The following is a 17320-nucleotide window of genomic DNA, read 5'->3' as shown; positions in this document are numbered from 1 at the left end:
TATGGTATCGGCAGGGCAAAATGCAATATTTGCTCTAGATTCGGATGATTTTCGGCCGGTTCGGCCCAATCACCGCTTTGCGAGAATTTTCGCCACTTCGACCGCGAAATAGGTGAGGACGCCGTCGCATCCCGCCCGCTTGAACGACAGCAGCGTTTCGAGCATCGCCCGCTCGCCGTCGATCCAGCCATTCATCGCCGCCGCCTTGATCTGCGTATATTCGCCGGACACCTGGTAGGCGAAGGTCGGCAGGCCAAAGGCCTCCTTCATCCGCCAGCAGATATCGAGATAGGGCAGGCCGGGCTTGACCATCAGCATGTCGGCGCCTTCCTCGACGTCGAGGGCCGCGTCGCGGATCGCCTCGGTGCCATTGGCGGGGTCGATATAATAGGTCTTCTTGTCACCTTTCAGCAGCCCGCCCGTCGAGATCGCCTCGCGATAGGGGCCGTAGAAGGCCGAGGCGAATTTCGTCGCATAGCTCATGATGCCGACGCTCTGGTGGCCGGCTGCATCGAGCGCCATGCGGATCGCGCCGATGCGTCCGTCCATCATTTCCGACGGCGCGATGATGTCGGCGCCGGCATCTGCCTGCATCACGGCGGCGCGCGCCACCTGGTCGACCGTCTCGTCATTGACGATCTCGCCGCCTCTGAGAATGCCGTCATGGCCGTGGCTGGTGAAGGGATCGAGCGCGACATCGGTAATGATGCCGATATTAGGCACCGCCTTCTTGATCGCCGCCGTCGCCTGATTGATCAGGTTGTTGGCTTCGAGGCTGTTCGAGCCGGTCTCGTCGCGCAGCTCCATCTCGATATTCGGAAAGGTGGCGAGTGCGGGAATACCGAGGCCGGCGGCTTCGCGTGCGGCTTCCACGGCCTTGTCGATGCTCATGCGGTTGACGCCGGGCATGGCCGGGATCGGATCGACGATACCGGAACCCGGCACGATGAAGATCGGCCAGATCAGGTCATCGACCGTCAGCCGGTTCTCCTGCACCAGCCGGCGGGTCCAATCCGCCTTGCGGTTGCGCCGCATGCGGCGATGGCCGGTGATGTCGTCGACGAGATGCGTCCTGTCCTGCATGATATCTATCCCTGGCCCATTCCATTTATCGGAGCGCTCATTATCATGGCGCCTGGAAAATCCAAACCGGACGATTGGCCGCGGCGGAAGAACCTCTGGCGCATGATGCCGATAATCGGAATCGATTTTTCGGGGGTATGCGCAAACTCAAAGTGATAAAGCGTTCTCCAGCGCGTCTTGTCAGACACGCGGCGTTCTTTATGAAGATGCAACCCCAAACCGATGTCTGCGCTATGGAAACCGAATCCCCGACGATACCGAAACGCACACTGGCGGATATCCTCTTCATTCTCTTCCTGAGACTGGTTGCCTTATCCTGCTTCTGGTTCGGCCTGCAATATTGGGCGATGCTCGTCGGCTATTCGTTGGTCGGCGCCGGTCGCTTCGATCTTTTGAGCCTTCCGTGGAAGGTGGCGAGCACCAGCCTCGCCGTGCTCTTCCCCGTCGCCTCCCTCGGCCTCTGGCTCACCGTCTCCTGGGGACCGGTCATCTGGGTGCTGGCCGCCGGCGGACAAATCCTCATGTATGGCCTGCTGCCGGATATTTTCGGCCCCAACCAGCTCATCATCCTGCTGCATGTCATCGTCGCCGTGGTCTATTTGATTTTCCGCCTGCTGCTCTGGCTGGAAAAGCGCCGGCATCGCCGCCAGGTAAGTGTTGATTTACCCTGAGACAACGTGGAGTTACCGGTAAGGCTCCGTTAAGCCTGCGGTTTAAGTCGAATTTTATATGTATTCGATAGGGTCTCACTCAAGGCGGGAAGAAAACACACCGCCAAACAAACAGTGAGGCAGTCAATATGAACACGAAAATCAAGCCGCAGGCGGTATCGACCTTCCGTGACCAGCAGGACCACGACATCCGTGATCTTTACATGGAATCCCTTCATCTCGTTGAACGTCTGCACCGTCGTCTTCTCGACGTCATCAAGGACGAATTCGACCGTCAGGGTCGCAGCGACGTCAACGCCATCCAGGCGCTGCTCCTTTTCAACATCGGCAATTCCGAGCTGACCGCCGGCGAGCTGCGCTCGCGTGGCTACTATCTCGGCTCCAACGTTTCCTACAACGTCAAGAAGCTGGTCGATCTCGGTTTCATCAACCACCAGCGCTCGCGCATCGACCGCCGCTCGGTCCGCATCAGCCTGACCGAAACCGGCCAGGACATCGCCGAAACGGTCGCCAAGCTCTACGAACGCCACATCGCCTCGATCGACAAGGTCGGCGGCATCGGCACCGACGAGTTCACGCAGATGAACAAGCTGCTCCAGCGTCTGGATCGTTTCTGGAACGACCAGATTTTGTATCGCCTGTGATCTGCTAAGCTATCTTCCCTGCTGGCTTATTAGAGCCTCCTAACTGGCGCGACGAGGCGTAACGGTGCCTGAAAAGGCGTACCGTTGCGCCTCTTTGCGCGCCAGCGTCAAAAGGGAATATCGTCGTCCAAATCACGCGAGAAGTTGTCGCCCTTCGGCCCCTTCAATTTGCTTCCGGGGCGCCTCGATACGCTTCCGGTCCTCCGGAGGAGGCAGTTGGGATTGCTCAGGCTCTTTCGCCTTCTCACCCCCGAGCAGCTCGTTGATGCTGCGCACGAAGTCTGTTGCGGGCTTGATGGCCTCCCCGAATTCCTTAGCGAGATGGGCAACGTCTATGCCCATGAGCATAGCGTTGCCGAACTCCGTGCGAGCCTTGTCGACGTCGGCCGCGAACGCGTTAAGTTTCTTATAGAGCGAATTTTTCTTCCGCTCCTCAAGGCCCGCCTTTTCCACCACCTCACGAATGCGGCCGATGAAGAAATGAATCTGGGTCTTGATGCTGGGTGGAAGCTCGACCGAGTAAACCTTGGCGGCTCTCGACTTCCGGATTTTTAGCCCGGTGAGATATCGCTGGAGCGCGAAAACAAACTCATCGAATTCATCAAAGATGCGGCCGCGAGGCGGAACCTCCCACTTCGCGAATGGCTCAATGTTCAACTCGCCTGCCGCCGCAAGAACCTTGTTCATGAACGTGTAGTGGACATAGGTGCTATCGGCTCGCTCGTCCATCTCGGCCCTGTTGCGGTCAAATTCGGACTGATACCCCTGAACCAACTCTGCGAAGGCGATCTCATCGTCGGGATGTAGATTTTCGAACTCTTCAAGGACAAAAGACAATTCAGGCTCCTCAGCTCCACAACCAGAAAATAGATGGAGTATAGGACCACTACAATGGCGGGTGACGCTTATCCCAAACGAATTTTGTTCTCTTCCCGTTCCAGTGATCAGTCTTGTAACCTCAAAACCCCATCGTTGGGTTAGTTTTATCAAGCGGTCGATGATGTCGCCGCTCGTCATGTTATGGTCGCGTAGATCAGCAGCCATCAACTCCCATGGGGAGGGAGGTTTTCTAGGCTCCGGCACCAGGTCCGTCAAAAAAACGAGCTGGGCGGGTCCCATTCAGGCAAAGCGCCGGACGAAACTAGCAGTGGAAATCGCCCAAGCTGTTTGCTGCCTTTCAACCTCTACACCGGCGACGCCGCAAAATCGGCTGGCTAGATGGAGGTGTGGGGCGAGTAATTGGGGAAGTTCCCGTTCTATGCCATTCGCAACGCTTATCGCTGGGCGGTGCGGGGCGAGGGGAAGTGCCTTTGCTGGCTCCATTCATTTCTGACGTCAGGGTTGCACAAGGTCATGCGTTAGTATGAGAAAGTATATGTTGGAAAGTGGAGTCGTGGCTGAGGGCTCGCGGTGCTCCGCCTGGGGGGCTGATGGAAAAGAGGCATTGGAAGCAGAAATATACGACCTTCCCGCCTTTGCCCTGCCCGCGGTGCGGGGGAGCACTCAGATTCGATAAATCGTCGCTGGCAGAACGCGAGACAGCATATTCGCTCAGAGGCAGGAGTGAAGGAAACTGGACCTTATACGACATTGAGACACGTTTCGTGTGTTTTCTAGTTTGCGAGGTGGTCTGGTGCGGCGAGATAGTTGCCGTGTCTGGGATCTCTTCAGAACAGGAAGAACCGGTCTATGGCGATGTCGATCAGGAAACCGATGTTTTCACGTACTACTATCCGAAATCCATGATCCCGGCGCCGTATCCGTTCCGACTCTCAAAGAAGCTCAGCGAGGAATGCCGGGTAGATCTTGCGAATGCATTCCGGCTTTTGTGGAATGACCATGCCGCATGCTCAAACAAGTTGCGGATGTTCGTCGAACACCTTCTTGACCAGTTGGGTGTTCCGCGTGAGATCCCGAAGAAGCCCAAGAATCTGGACAGCCGGATAGAGAAATTTGGGGAGGATCATCCTCAATATATGCAAATCCTCCACGCGCTGCGGCACGTCGGAAACACCGGAAGTCACACGGCCAAAACAACATTCGACGACGTCGTACAATGCTTCATTCTGGTCCAGGCGGTCATAAAGGCATTGATCGACCGGGAGATGGACGAAATTTATAAAACCGCGAAAAAGCTGACGGAAAAGTACGAGCGAAGCCTGTTGATAAGAAAGAACAAAAATAGAGCATACGTCGGATGATCCGACGCAAAGGTGAACTCAGCTCCAGTGCCATCGACCGCGGACGGCCCTTCCAAATCGCTATGCTTGCCGAGTTATCGTGGCAAGGCGGGTGAGGAGCAATTCGAGTTTGCAGGAAATTGATGTTGCTCCCGTGGACACAGCGTTTTTTTTGCGAAGACCGGCATTACAACGTCCACTGCTTTGCCACCAAAACGGAGGCCGAAGTGTTCCTCGAAAAATTCGGTGAAGAATGGTTTGACCCGAGCTAACGCGGGAAGGGAATGGTATCGGGCTCTTGTGCTCGCCCTATTGTGAGGCGTCGGCCCAAATCAACCCCTTTTCTTCTCGCCGCTTATGGAATTCCTCGACCGCGTTTTGAGCGTCGGTGTTGAAGTAATGATGGATGATCTTGTTCGATCCGTTCACGGTTGCGATAAAGCAGTCGAGCGACGCTTTGAGTGAGTGCTGTTCAGGGTCTTCGAAGATGACGAGGTTTATCAACCCTTCCGCCTTGCTGACCCTGAAATGCCGGTCGGTCAACGCTTGGACGTTGTTATGGGTATCGTTGCAGAGGCTGTGATAGATCGAACGATAGATGTCTGACATTCCAGCCTTCTCGAACCGTTCGAAGATATTCAGCGCCGGTCCTTTGGTCCCAAGTTTGGCGAGTTCCTCCTTGTGGTAAGCAAGCTGCTCCTCAACCTCTGGGTTGTCTTTGAAGAACGTGAGGAACTGGTTGTCGCCTTTTGCACCTGCCTCCGTAAGCCGTATCCACTGCTTGTGGTAAGCGATCATCATCAGGTCGAGATATTGGGGGTCGCTGGCGAGATTGATGAGGTCAACATGTGCCTCTAAGGCAGACCGAAGCAAATGCTCAACGCCAGCCCAACGGTCCATACCGAGAAGAGTAACGGCGCTGTCCGCATCCTCGATGATGGTTGAGTAAAGGGCCATCAGCAGACGGTGAACGGGATGACTTTTGTCAAACTTCACCGATGGCAGGAGTTTGATGGTCGCTTTCACAAGTTCGTCTAAAAATTCCAGCATCGGTGGGCTCACGGTTGGCGTGTACCACTGGCTTAACCTACCCGCGGCCCTTTCGGAAGTAGGCCGCTCGGGCCGGGTTTATCATCCACTGGCTTGTGCTCGTACCCGACGGGCGGCGGCGGAAGATAGGGCTCCTCGCCGATGAACCGTCGACGGTATTCGCATCGCTAACGCATATACTGCTGGAACGGGAGCGGTAAACTCCAGGCTCTGACTACTGAAATCGAACGGCCATCGCGACAATTTGCAAATGCGCCAAAACCATACGTCTCACGTCATGGTTGCAAAGTCGGCGCTTCTCACCTCGAAGTCATGAGAGAAATGACGATGCGCCGCTGGCAGGTGCAACCACGCCGGCGTGGTATGGCGGGCAAAAAGATGTCAGCTGCTTCCCTGCAGAAAACCTCAATAGCATTAAAGCGCAATTACGCGCGGCTCATTAACGAACGAAAGAACGACCGGGTAGTGAAAATTGCATTGTCAACGGCACGCATATCCACAATCGGCAGAAAACGACGTGGAAAGCCGGATGACGCGAGATTGGCGGCAGGTGCAAGTACCTAAACAGGTTGAAAAGCCGCCGGAGCCATTGTCGAATGGGAGTAGGAGCCGGAGACGTTCTGGAGCGACCAGATCCTGTACCGTCTCTAAGACCTCTGACCTCCTTCAGGGTTGCAGGAAATCGGACGTGTCTCTACACGTCCGATTTGCCGTTTTCATCCGCGTGGCATCTTTGCAACGCGGGGCAGGCAAGCGCAAAGCCCGGTATTCAAGCCGTTTTTTAGCCGTTATTAACCGGCACGCTTTACCCGTCATATGGTTCGTTGCGTCCTGTTTCCGGCAGTCGGCAAGTCCGTCTTCCGGCCCGGCAACACGAATTGGCCATATTGGTGTGGCAGCGGAAGGCTTAACAACCGGCGCTTTCAATGGACCGATCAGGAATGTTCAGGCTGCCGCATCGCAATCTTGTGATGGGGCAAGCGGAATTTTTTGATCCGCCGGGACAACGAATGGACTGGGATCTGCGTTAAAGCGCAGTGATATCGCAAAAGGCCGCAGATTCTCTTTATAGCGGCATTCAGTGGTTGGGACTATGTCGAAGAAAAACGGAATTGAAGCTCTCTCGCGCCGCGCCTTCCTTGCGTCCGCGGCAACGGTTGGCGCCGGCGCGCTTGCCGCGCCGGCATTCGCGCAATCGGCGCTCGATACGCTGATCAATGCGCCGCGCCGCGGCAACTGGGACGACCAGTTCGACGCCAAGGCGGCGTCGCGCACGGCAACCGCCATGGTTTCCAACACGCCGATCCTCGGGCCTCAATCGGTTGCGAGCGCCCAGCAGGCAATCATGCAGTATCAGCAGATCGCCGCAGCCGGCGGCTGGCCTGAGGTCAATCCCGGTGACCAGCGTCTGCAGCTCGGCGTCAGCTCTCCCGCCGTCCAGGCGCTGCGCCAGCGCCTTGCGATCACCGGCGACCTGCCGCGCGCGGCCGGCCTGTCCAACGCCTTCGATTCTTATGTCGATGGCGCCGTCAAGCGCTTCCAGGCGCGTCACGGCCTGCCGGCCGATGGCGTTCTCGGCGAATTCACGCTGAAGGCGATGAACATCCCCGCCGATGTCCGCCTGCAGCAGCTGAACACCAATGTCGTCCGTCTGCAGACCTTCCCTGAAGACTTGGGCCGCCGTCACCTGATGGTCAACATCCCGGCCGCCTATGTGGAGGCTGTTGAAGACGGCAGTGTCGCCACGCGCCACACCGCGGTTGTCGGACGCCTCAGCCGCCCGACGCATCTCGTCAATTCGAAGATCTACGAGGTCATCCTCAATCCTTATTGGACTGCGCCGCGCTCGATCGTCGAGAAAGACATCATGCCGCTGATGCGCAAGGATCCGACCTATCTCGAAAAGAATGCCATTCGTTTGCTCGACGGCAAGGGCAATGAAGTCGCCCCCGAGACCGTCGACTGGAACGGCGAGGCGCCGAACCTGATGTTCCGTCAGGACCCCGGCAAGATCAACGCCATGGCGTCGACGAAGATCAACTTCTACAACAAGAACGGCGAGTATATGCATGACACGCCGCAGCAGGGCCTGTTCAACAAGCTGATGCGCTTCGAATCGTCGGGCTGCGTCCGCGTTCAGAACGTGCGCGACCTGACGAACTGGCTGTTGCGCGAGACCCCCGGCTGGAGCCGCCAGCAGATGGAGCAGGTGATCGCAACCGGCGTCAACACGCCGATCAAGCTCGCGGCGGAAGTTCCTGTGTATTTCGTTTACATCTCTGCCTGGGGTATGCCCGACGGCATTGTCCAATTCCGCGACGACATCTATCAGATGGACGGCAATGCCGAGTTGGCGCTCGACACTACGGCTGGCATGGAACAGCCGGTCCAGTAATAAGCGGCGACCTCTGCATCGCAATTTGAAAACCGCGCTTTTTCCGGCGCGGTTTTTTTATGTCGGAGAGGCGGTCCTCGATATGGTCGCCAAAGATCGGCGCGGCGCGGCCGCAAAAGAGTGTGAGCGCGCGCTTTGCTCAGCAAATGTCGTTCTTCGTATTGCCCTCGCCACAGCGGAAGGCTAATACCTCAGCGCATTCCAGTTGAGGAGCCCGCCATGACCAATGCTTCCACCGAATCCTTCTTCAATCGCTCGCTTGCGGACGTCGATCCGGATATTTTCGGCGCGATCGGAAAGGAACTCGGTCGCCAACGGCACGAGATCGAACTGATCGCTTCAGAGAACATCGTCTCCCGCGCCGTGCTGGAAGCCCAGGGCTCCATCATGACCAACAAATATGCCGAGGGTTATCCTGGCAAGCGTTATTACGGCGGCTGTCAGTTCGTCGATATCGCCGAGGAACTGGCGATCGAGCGCGCCAAAACGCTGTTCGGCGTCAATTTCGCCAACGTCCAGCCGAATTCCGGTTCGCAGATGAACCAGGCCGTGTTCCTGGCGCTGCTGCAGCCTGGCGACACCTTCATGGGTCTCGACCTGAATTCGGGCGGCCACCTCACGCATGGTTCGCCGGTCAACATGTCCGGCAAGTGGTTCAACGTCGTCTCTTACGGCGTGCGCGAAGGCGACAACCTGCTCGACATGGATGAAGTCGCCCGCAAGGCCGAGGAAACCAAGCCGAAGCTCATCATCGCCGGCGGCACCGCCTATTCCCGCATCTGGGATTGGAAGCGCTTCCGCGAGATCGCCGACTCGGTTGGCGCTTACCTCATGGTCGACATGGCCCATATTGCCGGCCTCGTTGCCGGTGGTGTTCATCCGTCGCCATTCCCGCATTGCCATGTCGCGACGACGACGACCCACAAGTCGTTGCGCGGCCCGCGCGGCGGCGTCATCCTCACCAATGACGAGGATCTGGCGAAGAAGTTCAATTCGGCTGTCTTCCCCGGTCTGCAGGGTGGTCCGCTGATGCACATCATCGCTGCCAAGGCTGTTGCCTTCGGCGAGGCGCTGCAGCCAGAATTCAAGGATTATGCCGCCCAGGTGGTCAAGAATGCCAAGGCACTGGCTGAAACGCTTGTCGCCGGCGGCCTCGACGTCGTGTCCGGCGGCACCGACAACCACCTAATGCTGGTCGACCTGCGCAAGAAGAATGCCACCGGCAAGCGCGCCGAGGCGGCCCTCGGCCGCGCCTACGTCACCTGCAACAAGAATGGCATTCCCTTCGATCCGGAAAAGCCCTTCGTCACGTCGGGTGTGCGTCTCGGCGCTCCGGCCGGCACGACCCGCGGCTTCAAGGAAGCGGAATTCCGCGAGATCGGCAATCTGATCGTCGAGGTTCTCGACGGCCTGAAGGTCGCCAATTCCGATGAGGGCAACGCCGCCGTCGAAGCCGCCGTGCGCGGCAAGGTGGTCAATCTCACTGACCGCTTCCCCATGTACGGCTACATGGGGTAAGGAGTAGGGATGCGTTGCCCCTATTGCGGTTCTGAAGATACCCAGGTCAAGGATTCGCGCCCGGCGGAGGACAACACGTCCATCCGCCGGCGACGCATCTGCCCGGATTGCGGTGGCCGCTTCACCACGTTCGAGCGTGTGCAACTGCGCGAGCTGATGGTCATCAAGAAGACCGGCCGCAAAGTGCCCTTCGACCGCGACAAGCTGGTGCGCTCCTTCGAAGTGGCGCTGCGCAAACGCCCGGTCGAGCGGGACCGCATCGAGCGCGCTGTCTCCGGCATCGTCCGGCGTCTTGAAAGCTCCGGCGAGACCGAGATCTCCTCCGAGCAGATCGGCCTGCAGGTGCTGGAAGCCATGAAGAGCCTCGATGATGTCGGCTTCGTGCGCTACGCCTCGGTCTATCGGGATTTCTCGCTTGCCGAGGATTTCGAGAAGGTTATTTCCGAAATCAACGCCAAGATCGCCCGCGACCCGCTGGACAGGTGAGCCATGAGCATCACGCCGCATGACGAACGTTTCATGGCGGCGGCGATCCGCCTGTCGCGCTGGCACCTCGGCCGCACCGCCACCAACCCCTCCGTCGGCTGCCTGATCGTCAGGGACGGCGTCATCGTCGGCCGTGCGGTGACGGCGATCAGTGGCCGCCCGCATGCCGAGACGCAGGCGCTCGCTGAAGCAGGCGCGCTCGCCCGTGGCGCCGCCGCCTATGTGACGCTCGAACCCTGCTCGCATCACGGCAGGACGCCACCTTGCGCCGAGGCACTGATCGCCTATGGCGTTGCCCGCGTCGTGATCAGCGTCACCGATCCCGATCCGCGTGTTTCCGGCCGCGGCATCGCCATGCTGCGCGAAGCCGGCATAGAGGTGGATGCCGGCGTGCTGGAGGCGGAGGGCCGGCAGTCGCTTGCCGCCTATCTCACCCGCCAGACGAAGAACCGGCCCTATGTGACTCTCAAGCTTGCCATTTCTGCCGATGGCATGATCGGCCGCGAGGGGGCAGGGCAGGTGACGATAACAGGCCCGCTCGCCCGCGCCCAGGTGCAGGCGTTGCGCGCTGAAACCGATGCCATCCTCATCGGCATCGGCACCGCGATTGCGGATGATCCGCTGTTGACGGTGCGGACGCCAGGTCTTGAATCGCAATCGCCGATCCGCATCGTCCTCGATCCTTCCCTGGCATTGCCGCTGACCAGCAAGCTCGTCGAGACGGCGCGGCAAGTGCCGGTCATCGTGGTGGCGAGTGAGGAAGGATCGTTGTCGCAGGCAGAGGGGGGTAACCTACCCGTCGACGCCACCGACATGGACTCCCGCCGCGCAGTCCTCGAAGCCGCCGGCGTCGAGGTCGTCCATTGCAATCCCTACCATCCGGAAGTCCTGTTGCCGGCACTCGCGACGCGCGGTATTTCCTCGCTCCTGGTCGAGGGTGGCGCAAAGACGGCGCGGCTTTTCCTCGAGGCTGGCCTCGTTGACCGCATCCAGCTTTATCAGGCGCCTGTTGTCATCGGCGAGCGCGGTATTGAATCCCCGCTTGATGCAACCGACATACCATCGGGTTTTACCCATACGGGCACGCTGATGTTCGGCGAAGATCGCCTGGACGAATACGAAAGAGGGCTTTGATGTTCACCGGAATAGTCACCGATATCGGTACGATCGAATCCGTTTCGCCGCTGAAGGAGGGCATCAAGCTTCGCGTTGCGACGAGTTACGACCCGGCGACCATCGATATGGGCGCATCCATCTCTCACTCCGGCATCTGCCTCACCGTCACCGGCCTGCCGCAGGAAGGCAGCAATGGTCGCTGGTTCGAGGTCGAGGCCTGGGAAGAGGCGCTGCGGCTGACGACGATCGGCGGCTGGCAGGAAGGCAGCCGCATCAATCTCGAACGGTCGTTGAAGATCGGCGATGAACTCGGCGGCCACATCGTTTCCGGCCATGTCGACGGCAAGGCGGAAATCCTCTCGGTGACAGCAGAGGGCGACGCCACGCGCTACCGCCTGCGCGCGCCCGAACATCTGGCGAAATTCGTCGCTCCCAAGGGTTCGATCGCACTCGACGGCACCTCGCTGACGGTCAATGCCGTCGACGGCACGGATTTCGACGTGCTGCTCATCCGTCACACGCTCGAGGTCACCACCTGGGGCGATCGCAAGGCCGGCGATTTCGTCAATTTCGAAGTCGACACCATGGCGCGTTACGCCGCCCGGCTGGCGGAATTCCCGAGCACTTGAATCAAAAGCCTCTAACGGTTTCCAGGGTCACCACGACTGGCATGCTGGGCGCGGACAACATCAGGCGCTCGTCGACGCATCCAACTGCACGTCCGCGACGCGGCGCCGGCCCGATAGCTCACCAATCCGGGGACAGCTTCGTCAGATACTGGCCGTAGGCGCTCTTGCCGAGCTTCTCCGCGAGCTTGGCGAGGTCGTTCTGCGAGATATAACCCATGCGCCAGGCGACTTCTTCGGGGCAGGCGATTTTGAAGCCCTGGCGTTTCTCCAGCGTGCTGACGAAACCTGCGGCATCGTGCAGGCTGTCCGGCGTGCCGGTGTCGAGCCAGGCATAGCCCCGGCCCATCAGCTCCACGAAAAGCTGGCCGCGCTCGAGATAGGTGCGGTTGACATCGGTGATTTCCAATTCGCCGCGCGGTGACGGCTTCAGGTTGGCGGCGATATCGACCACCTGCTGGTCGTAGAAATAAAGGCCGGTCACCGCCCAGTTCGATTTTGGCGCCTTCGGTTTCTCCTCGATCGACAGCGCGTTCATCTTTTCGTCAAAGCCGACAACGCCATAGCGTTCCGGATCGGTGACGTGATAGGCGAACACCGTGGCGCCTTCTAGCCGACTCGTGCCGGATTTCATGATTTCCGGCAGTCCGTGCCCGTAGAAGATGTTGTCGCCGAGAACGAGTGCCGAGCTGTCGCCGTGCACGAAGTCGGCGCCGATGATGAAGGCCTGGGCGAGGCCGTCCGGGCTCGGCTGTACGGCATAGGTCAGCGAAATTCCCCATTGGGAGCCGTCGCCGAGAAGGCGCTTGAAGGCTTCGACGTCGTGAGGCGTGGTTATGATCAGCAGCTCCCTGATGCCTGCGAGCATGAGCGTCGTCAGCGGATAGTAGATCATCGGCTTGTCGTAGACCGGCATCAACTGTTTCGAGACGGCCTGCGTGATCGGATGCAGACGCGTGCCTGTGCCGCCGGCGAGAATAATTCCCTTCATGCCCATCTCCTTAAAGACCCTTATTCAAAAGGTCTTGCATGACAATCGTCATGGACTGCTTCCACTCCGGGAGCCGGATTCCATATGTTCTGGCGAGCTTGTCACCGTTGAGACGTGAATTGGCGGGACGCTTGGCCGGTGTCGGATAGTCCGCCGTCGGGATGCGCTCGACGCCGACGGTTCTGCCGCCGGATTTAGAAAGCTCCGTGAATATCTCTTCGGCGAAGTCCGCCCAGCTTGCTTCGCCGCTGCCGGTCAGGTGAAAGATGCCGCGCAGCGATGGCTCCGGGTCCGCTACGATACGGGATGCGATCGCAAGAATCGCGTCGGCGATGTCGAGTGCCGAGGTCGGGCATCCTGTCTGATCGGCGACAACGCGAAGATGATCGCGCGTCTCGGAAAGCCGCAGCATCGTTTTCAGGAAATTGGTGCCAAAGGGCGAATAGACCCAGGCGGTGCGCAAGATGACATGGTTCGGGTTCGCTGCCGCGACGGCCTTCTCGCCCGCGAGCTTCGAACGCCCGTAGACCGAGATCGGCGCGGTCGCATCCTCTTCGCAATAGGCGGAGGCCTTGTCGCCGCTGAAGACGTAGTCGGTCGAAATATGGATGACCGGGGCCTCGATCCGCGCGGCAGCCGCGGCAACCGCCCCGGCGCCTGGCGCGTTGACGGAAAAAGCAAGCTCGGGTTCGCTCTCGGCCTTGTCGACCGCCGTATAAGCAGCGGCGGAGACGATCACATCCGGCCGCAGAGCCGAGAAGGCGGCTGCGATGCTTGCAGGATCCGCGAGGTCCATTTCCGGGCGCCCGACCGCGCAGATTTCGACGCCCATTTCGGCGCCCCGTCTGAGCAGCGACTGAACGACCTGGCCCTGTTTGCCGGTGACGGCAATGCGCATCGCTTATCGTCCCTTGAAAACGCCGAGGCGTTCGCCGGAGTAGACGTTTTCGCGCAGCGGCCTCCACCACCATTCGTTTTCCAGGTACCAGTGCACGGTCTTCTCGATGCCGGTTTCGAACGTCTCTTGCGCCTTCCAGCCGAGTTCGCTTTCGAGTTTCGAGGCGTCGATCGCATAGCGTGCGTCGTGTCCGGGGCGGTCCGTGACGTTGGTGATCAGACGTGCATGCGGTCCCTTGTCACTGTAGACGCCGTCGAGAATAGCGCAGATGCGATGAACGACATCGATGTTCCTGCGCTCATTGCGGCCGCCTACATTGTATTTTTCGCCGGGGCGCCCCCTGGAGGCGATCGTGAAGAGCGCGCGGGCGTGGTCTTCGACATAGAGCCAGTCGCGGACATTCTCGCCATTGCCGTAAACCGGAAGAGGCTTGTCCTCCAGCGCGTTGAGGATCATCAGCGGAATGAGCTTTTCGGGGAAATGGAACGGTCCGTAGTTGTTGGAGCAATTGGAGACGACGACGGGCAGGCCGTAGGTTCGGTGCCAGGCGATGGCCAGATGGTCGCTCGCGGCCTTGGAGGCAGAGTAGGGCGAGGACGGATCGTAAGGCGTCGTCTCCTCGAAGAGGCCCTCGTCGCCGAGCGAGCCGTAGACCTCGTCCGTCGAGACATGCAGAAAGCGGAAGGCGCTCTTGCGGCGAGCGTCAAGCCCATCCCAATAGTGCCGTGCGGCATCCAGCAGGCTGAATGTGCCGACGATGTTGGTCTGAATGAAATCGGCTGCGCCCGAGATCGAGCGGTCGACATGGCTCTCTGCCGCGAGATGCATGACGATATCGGGGCGGAAAGACGCGAATGTTTCCTGCATCCCGGCGCGGTCACAGATGTCGGCGCGCAGGAACTGATAATTCGGCGCCGATTCGACGGATTTCAGTGACGCCAGATTGCCGGCATAGGTCAGCGTGTCGACATTCAGCACCTCGGCGCCGATCTCGCTGACGAGATGACGCACCAATGCCGATCCGATGAAGCCCGCTCCGCCCGTGACCAGGATGCGCATCGTCGATCAATCCTTGGGTTGCTGTGTTGAATAGGAAAAATGGCCTGGCAGATCGGCGAGCCGCGGCAGCGTCTTGTCCTTGTCTGACGATACCATGTCTCTTTCATCGAAGGGCCAGCGAATGCCGATCATCGGATCGTTCCACGCGATGCCCCGATCATGCTGCGGGCTGTAGGGTGCGGTTACCTTGTAGCTGATGACGCTGTTCGGCTCGATCGTTGCGAATCCGTGCGCGAAACCGGCCGGTATCCAGAGCTGCTTGCCGGTTTCCGGCGAGAGCTCCTGAGAGAGCCATTTGCCGAAGCTCGGTGATCCCTCGCGGATATCGACGACGACATCCATGATCCGGCCGGCAAGGCAGCGCACCAGCTTGCCTTGTGCGAAGGGCGGTATCTGGAAATGCAGCCCTCGGACGGTTCCGGCTTGCGCCGAAAGCGATTCATTGTCCTGGATGAACGTGACGTCGGCCACATTTTCCCGGAACCAGGCATCCTTGAATACCTCGGAGAAGTAGCCGCGGTGATCGCCGAAGCGTGGCGGCGTGATTGCAACGATGCCCTCGATGGCCGCGGTCTCAATGCGCATGACGTACCTTTTCTGCGGTCTTCATCAGGCGCCCGCCTTCATGACGCTCATCAGCATGTCCGCCTGCGACCGGCTCCGCATGGCCGCAAGGCCCGTCGCGGCAATGGCATCGCGCTCGTCGGCATCTGCGATCAGCTTGTAGCAGCGCTCGATCATGTCGTCATAGGGCTCAATTGCCAAGCCGCCGATGAAGGGCTGAAGGTCCGGATCGCGGATGTCGCCTTCCGTCAGCACGCAAACGCGATTGGCGAGCAGATAGGAAATGCGCACGATCTCGAAGACGCCGCTCGCATAATGATGGATGTTGATCACGATCTTGGCGCGGGCAATCGCCGCATCGCGTTCCGCGCCATAGATGTTGAAGAGGTGCGTGACCTTGAGCCCGCCGTCCTTCAGCGTCTTCAGGATATGGTGGCGGCGTTCGTTCATCGAGCCGTAGAAGAGCACGTCGATATCTTTGACGGCGGCGTGCTGTATCTGGCTGAGGCAGCGGCTATAGCCGATTTCGAGCACGCCGGCGTGATCAATGCCCTTGGCGGCGAGATTTTCCCGGTTGCGCGGGCTGTAGTCGAGAACCGGAAACGACTTCAGGATCGAGGTGTAGCGCGAATTGATCCAGATGCTTTCTTCGGACACCTGCTCGAGATTGATGACGACGCTGTCCTTCGGCAGATGGCTGACGATTTCGGCGGGGAGAAGATTGCCGCCATAGATGATCGGCGCACGGCCGGCGAATGCGTTCATGTCCCGGGTGATCGGTGCCGAGCCGCCGAGTTCCTCGAAAGCGCCCTGTAGGCCAAGCGCGACTTCGTCGAAGGCGTGGCTGTGATTGTAGTTGTCGGGCGTCACGATCCAGATGCAATGGCGATCCTTGTGGGCCTGCCATCCGCCGGCAAAGGGCTGCAATGCGTTGCGAAGCGGCTGCTCGACCTTCTGGGCGCCGGGTATCTCGGTACGCACAGCCTGCTGCGGCGCCGGGGAGGCGCCGGGAGCCTGCGGAGCATAGGCACGCATCAGTTCGCAGCCACCCGTGAACTGGCCGCGCGGCATCCAGGCCGGCGGGTCGTCGGCGCCCCAGATAAGGTGCGGCTGCTTGATCAGTGGTTGACGGCCCTCCTGCCAGGCGGTCAAGTGGGCCTGGTCGCGGCTCTGAAGAAAAGCCTCCTTGGCGGCGAAGAGACCATGCAGCATCCGGCCGAGGCGGACACCGAACTTCCACTCGAAATGGACAGGCGCCGGCACGAAGGCGGCGATCTTCAATCCTTTGGCGGCAGCCTGCTGGACATAGAGCCCGAGCAGACGCTCGATCACGAAGGGGCGCATCGTCGCGTTAGCGTCGCGTGAATACTGCGCCGAACCGGCATAGGCAATGCCCGCCGGCGTGCCGAGGCGCGCTTCATTTTCCAAGGATCCCAGAATGCGTTCGCAGAAGGCGAAATATCCGGACCAGAACTTCCTGTTGCCGCAGAAATAGTTGCAGAACGCGAAGGCGCTTTTGTCTTGCGGCGGTGCGATCGGATAGCCGAGCTCCTGGATATGCAGGAAGATCGGGTCCATGCCCGGATGGCCGCCAAGCAGCGAATGTTCCCAGACGTTGCTGTAGATCGCCGCGTGGCCGATCAGCGGGTTGTAAAGATAGGCGTCCGCACCTTCTGCCCTGGCCTTTTCCGCCTCCGTGACAAAAGACGGAAAGCTCGTCACCGACTTCATCTCGAATTTGCTGGAGAGCAGCCCCCAAAACACGTCGTCACCGAGGCCGATCGCCTCGTGATGCTGATGCAGGGTGAGGAAGAGTTCATATTCGCGGGTCGTAGCCTGCGTATTGAACGAGATGTCGAGCGGCATGGCAGCCGCATCGAGCTGGCTGCGCTGCGAAGGATCGAGATAAGGCTGATAGATAATGACGGATCCCGTGCCGGCAGCCTTCTCCGTGAGAAGCGCCAGATCAGGAAGACCGGCCGGCAAAGAAGACGTGGGCTGATTGATCGTCAAGGTATTGTCCTTCGCGAAGGGCTGCC

The 17320-nt window shown here is 59.6% G+C and carries 16 protein-coding genes; 8 read left to right on the top strand and 8 right to left on the bottom strand.

Annotated features, from left to right (window positions below):
- Window positions 1-69 precede the first annotated feature (69 nt).
- The gene (gene hemB, locus OLZ32_RS19220; RefSeq protein WP_062940718.1) at window positions 70-1083 is read right to left on the bottom strand and encodes a porphobilinogen synthase; all 1014 of its coding nucleotides are present in this window, start codon (window positions 1081-1083) and stop codon (window positions 70-72) included.
- Window positions 1084-1316: 233 nt separating this feature from the next.
- Between hemB and OLZ32_RS19215 the strand changes: the two genes are divergently transcribed.
- Both OLZ32_RS19215 and ldtR read left to right on the top strand, forming a co-directional pair.
- Window positions 1317-1754 (top strand): DUF6163 family protein, encoded by a 438-nt coding sequence (locus OLZ32_RS19215; protein WP_025394019.1) that lies wholly within the window; start codon window positions 1317-1319, stop codon window positions 1752-1754.
- Window positions 1755-1882: 128 nt separating this feature from the next.
- Window positions 1883-2398, top strand: coding sequence for a transcriptional regulator LdtR (ldtR, locus tag OLZ32_RS19210; RefSeq protein WP_003547156.1), 516 nt, complete (start codon window positions 1883-1885; stop codon window positions 2396-2398).
- A gap of 132 nt (window positions 2399-2530) precedes the next feature.
- Here ldtR and OLZ32_RS19205 read toward each other — a convergent pair whose 3' ends face one another.
- Window positions 2531-3235, bottom strand: a complete 705-nt coding sequence (locus tag OLZ32_RS19205; RefSeq protein ID WP_264422070.1) for a hypothetical protein — start codon at window positions 3233-3235, stop codon at window positions 2531-2533.
- A 593-nt stretch (window positions 3236-3828) separates the two neighbouring features.
- Here OLZ32_RS19205 and OLZ32_RS19200 point away from each other — a divergent pair.
- On the top strand, window positions 3829-4599 hold the full coding sequence (locus OLZ32_RS19200; RefSeq protein WP_264422068.1) for a DUF4145 domain-containing protein: 771 nt from the start codon (window positions 3829-3831) through the stop codon (window positions 4597-4599).
- A 288-nt stretch (window positions 4600-4887) separates the two neighbouring features.
- Here OLZ32_RS19200 and OLZ32_RS19195 read toward each other — a convergent pair whose 3' ends face one another.
- Complete coding sequence (locus tag OLZ32_RS19195) at window positions 4888-5628, bottom strand: DUF5677 domain-containing protein (protein WP_264422066.1); 741 nt, start codon at window positions 5626-5628, stop codon at window positions 4888-4890.
- Between the two features lie 1093 nt (window positions 5629-6721).
- Between OLZ32_RS19195 and OLZ32_RS19190 the strand changes: the two genes are divergently transcribed.
- The 5 genes from OLZ32_RS19190 (at window position 6722) to OLZ32_RS19170 (ending at window position 11772) form a co-directional block, all read left to right on the top strand.
- Window positions 6722-8023, top strand: coding sequence for a L,D-transpeptidase family protein (locus OLZ32_RS19190; RefSeq protein WP_264422064.1), 1302 nt, complete (start codon window positions 6722-6724; stop codon window positions 8021-8023).
- A gap of 219 nt (window positions 8024-8242) precedes the next feature.
- Window positions 8243-9541, top strand: a complete 1299-nt coding sequence (gene glyA, locus OLZ32_RS19185) for a serine hydroxymethyltransferase (protein ID WP_264398271.1) — start codon at window positions 8243-8245, stop codon at window positions 9539-9541.
- 9 nt (window positions 9542-9550) lie between these two features.
- Complete coding sequence (nrdR, locus tag OLZ32_RS19180; protein WP_003547190.1) at window positions 9551-10027, top strand: transcriptional regulator NrdR; 477 nt, start codon at window positions 9551-9553, stop codon at window positions 10025-10027.
- A 3-nt stretch (window positions 10028-10030) separates the two neighbouring features.
- On the top strand, window positions 10031-11161 hold the full coding sequence (ribD, locus tag OLZ32_RS19175; protein ID WP_264398272.1) for a bifunctional diaminohydroxyphosphoribosylaminopyrimidine deaminase/5-amino-6-(5-phosphoribosylamino)uracil reductase RibD: 1131 nt from the start codon (window positions 10031-10033) through the stop codon (window positions 11159-11161).
- A complete protein-coding gene (locus tag OLZ32_RS19170) occupies window positions 11161-11772 on the top strand; it encodes a riboflavin synthase (RefSeq protein WP_003547193.1) in 612 nt (203 codons plus the stop codon). The genes ribD and OLZ32_RS19170 overlap by 1 nt, the downstream gene beginning before the upstream one ends.
- Window positions 11773-11890: 118 nt before the next feature.
- Here OLZ32_RS19170 and rfbA read toward each other — a convergent pair whose 3' ends face one another.
- The 5 genes from rfbA to OLZ32_RS19145 are packed head-to-tail and all read right to left on the bottom strand — an operon-like array spanning window position 11891 to window position 17294.
- On the bottom strand, window positions 11891-12760 hold the full coding sequence (gene rfbA / locus OLZ32_RS19165; RefSeq protein WP_003547195.1) for a glucose-1-phosphate thymidylyltransferase RfbA: 870 nt from the start codon (window positions 12758-12760) through the stop codon (window positions 11891-11893).
- Window positions 12761-12770: 10 nt separating this feature from the next.
- The gene (gene rfbD, locus OLZ32_RS19160) at window positions 12771-13658 is read right to left on the bottom strand and encodes a dTDP-4-dehydrorhamnose reductase (protein ID WP_264422061.1); all 888 of its coding nucleotides are present in this window, start codon (window positions 13656-13658) and stop codon (window positions 12771-12773) included.
- Window positions 13659-13661: 3 nt separating this feature from the next.
- Complete coding sequence (gene rfbB / locus OLZ32_RS19155; protein WP_264422059.1) at window positions 13662-14717, bottom strand: dTDP-glucose 4,6-dehydratase; 1056 nt, start codon at window positions 14715-14717, stop codon at window positions 13662-13664.
- 6 nt (window positions 14718-14723) lie between these two features.
- Complete coding sequence (gene rfbC, locus OLZ32_RS19150; protein ID WP_011651305.1) at window positions 14724-15302, bottom strand: dTDP-4-dehydrorhamnose 3,5-epimerase; 579 nt, start codon at window positions 15300-15302, stop codon at window positions 14724-14726.
- Between the two features lie 24 nt (window positions 15303-15326).
- Window positions 15327-17294 carry a CgeB family protein gene (locus tag OLZ32_RS19145; protein ID WP_264422057.1) on the bottom strand — a complete coding sequence of 656 codons (1968 nt, stop codon included), beginning with the start codon at window positions 17292-17294 and terminating at the stop codon, window positions 15327-15329.
- Window positions 17295-17320 lie beyond the last annotated feature (26 nt).

The sequence above is a fragment of the Rhizobium acaciae genome (assembly GCF_025941625.1).
GTDB lineage: Bacteria > Pseudomonadota > Alphaproteobacteria > Rhizobiales > Rhizobiaceae > Rhizobium > Rhizobium acaciae.
This window is presented reverse-complemented; position numbering and strand designations above follow the sequence as displayed.

Bases quoted from the DNA above. Each gene is read 5' to 3' on its own strand.
- OLZ32_RS19170 (WP_003547193.1), top strand. From the start codon at position 11,161: ATGTTCACCGGAATAGTCACCGATATCGGTACGATCGAATCCGTTTCG.
- ribD (WP_264398272.1), top strand. From the start codon at position 10,031: ATGAGCATCACGCCGCATGACGAACGTTTCATGGCGGCGGCGATCCGC.
- hemB (WP_062940718.1), bottom strand. From the start codon at position 1,083: ATGCAGGACAGGACGCATCTCGTCGACGACATCACCGGCCATCGCCGC.
- OLZ32_RS19195 (WP_264422066.1), bottom strand. From the start codon at position 5,628: ATGCTGGAATTTTTAGACGAACTTGTGAAAGCGACCATCAAACTCCTG.
- OLZ32_RS19190 (WP_264422064.1), top strand. From the start codon at position 6,722: ATGTCGAAGAAAAACGGAATTGAAGCTCTCTCGCGCCGCGCCTTCCTT.
- rfbD (WP_264422061.1), bottom strand. From the start codon at position 13,658: ATGCGCATTGCCGTCACCGGCAAACAGGGCCAGGTCGTTCAGTCGCTG.
- nrdR (WP_003547190.1), top strand. From the start codon at position 9,551: ATGCGTTGCCCCTATTGCGGTTCTGAAGATACCCAGGTCAAGGATTCG.
- glyA (WP_264398271.1), top strand. From the start codon at position 8,243: ATGACCAATGCTTCCACCGAATCCTTCTTCAATCGCTCGCTTGCGGAC.
- ldtR (WP_003547156.1), top strand. From the start codon at position 1,883: ATGAACACGAAAATCAAGCCGCAGGCGGTATCGACCTTCCGTGACCAG.
- rfbA (WP_003547195.1), bottom strand. From the start codon at position 12,760: ATGAAGGGAATTATTCTCGCCGGCGGCACAGGCACGCGTCTGCATCCG.
- rfbB (WP_264422059.1), bottom strand. From the start codon at position 14,717: ATGCGCATCCTGGTCACGGGCGGAGCGGGCTTCATCGGATCGGCATTG.
- OLZ32_RS19200 (WP_264422068.1), top strand. From the start codon at position 3,829: ATGGAAAAGAGGCATTGGAAGCAGAAATATACGACCTTCCCGCCTTTG.
- OLZ32_RS19215 (WP_025394019.1), top strand. From the start codon at position 1,317: ATGGAAACCGAATCCCCGACGATACCGAAACGCACACTGGCGGATATC.
- rfbC (WP_011651305.1), bottom strand. From the start codon at position 15,302: ATGCGCATTGAGACCGCGGCCATCGAGGGCATCGTTGCAATCACGCCG.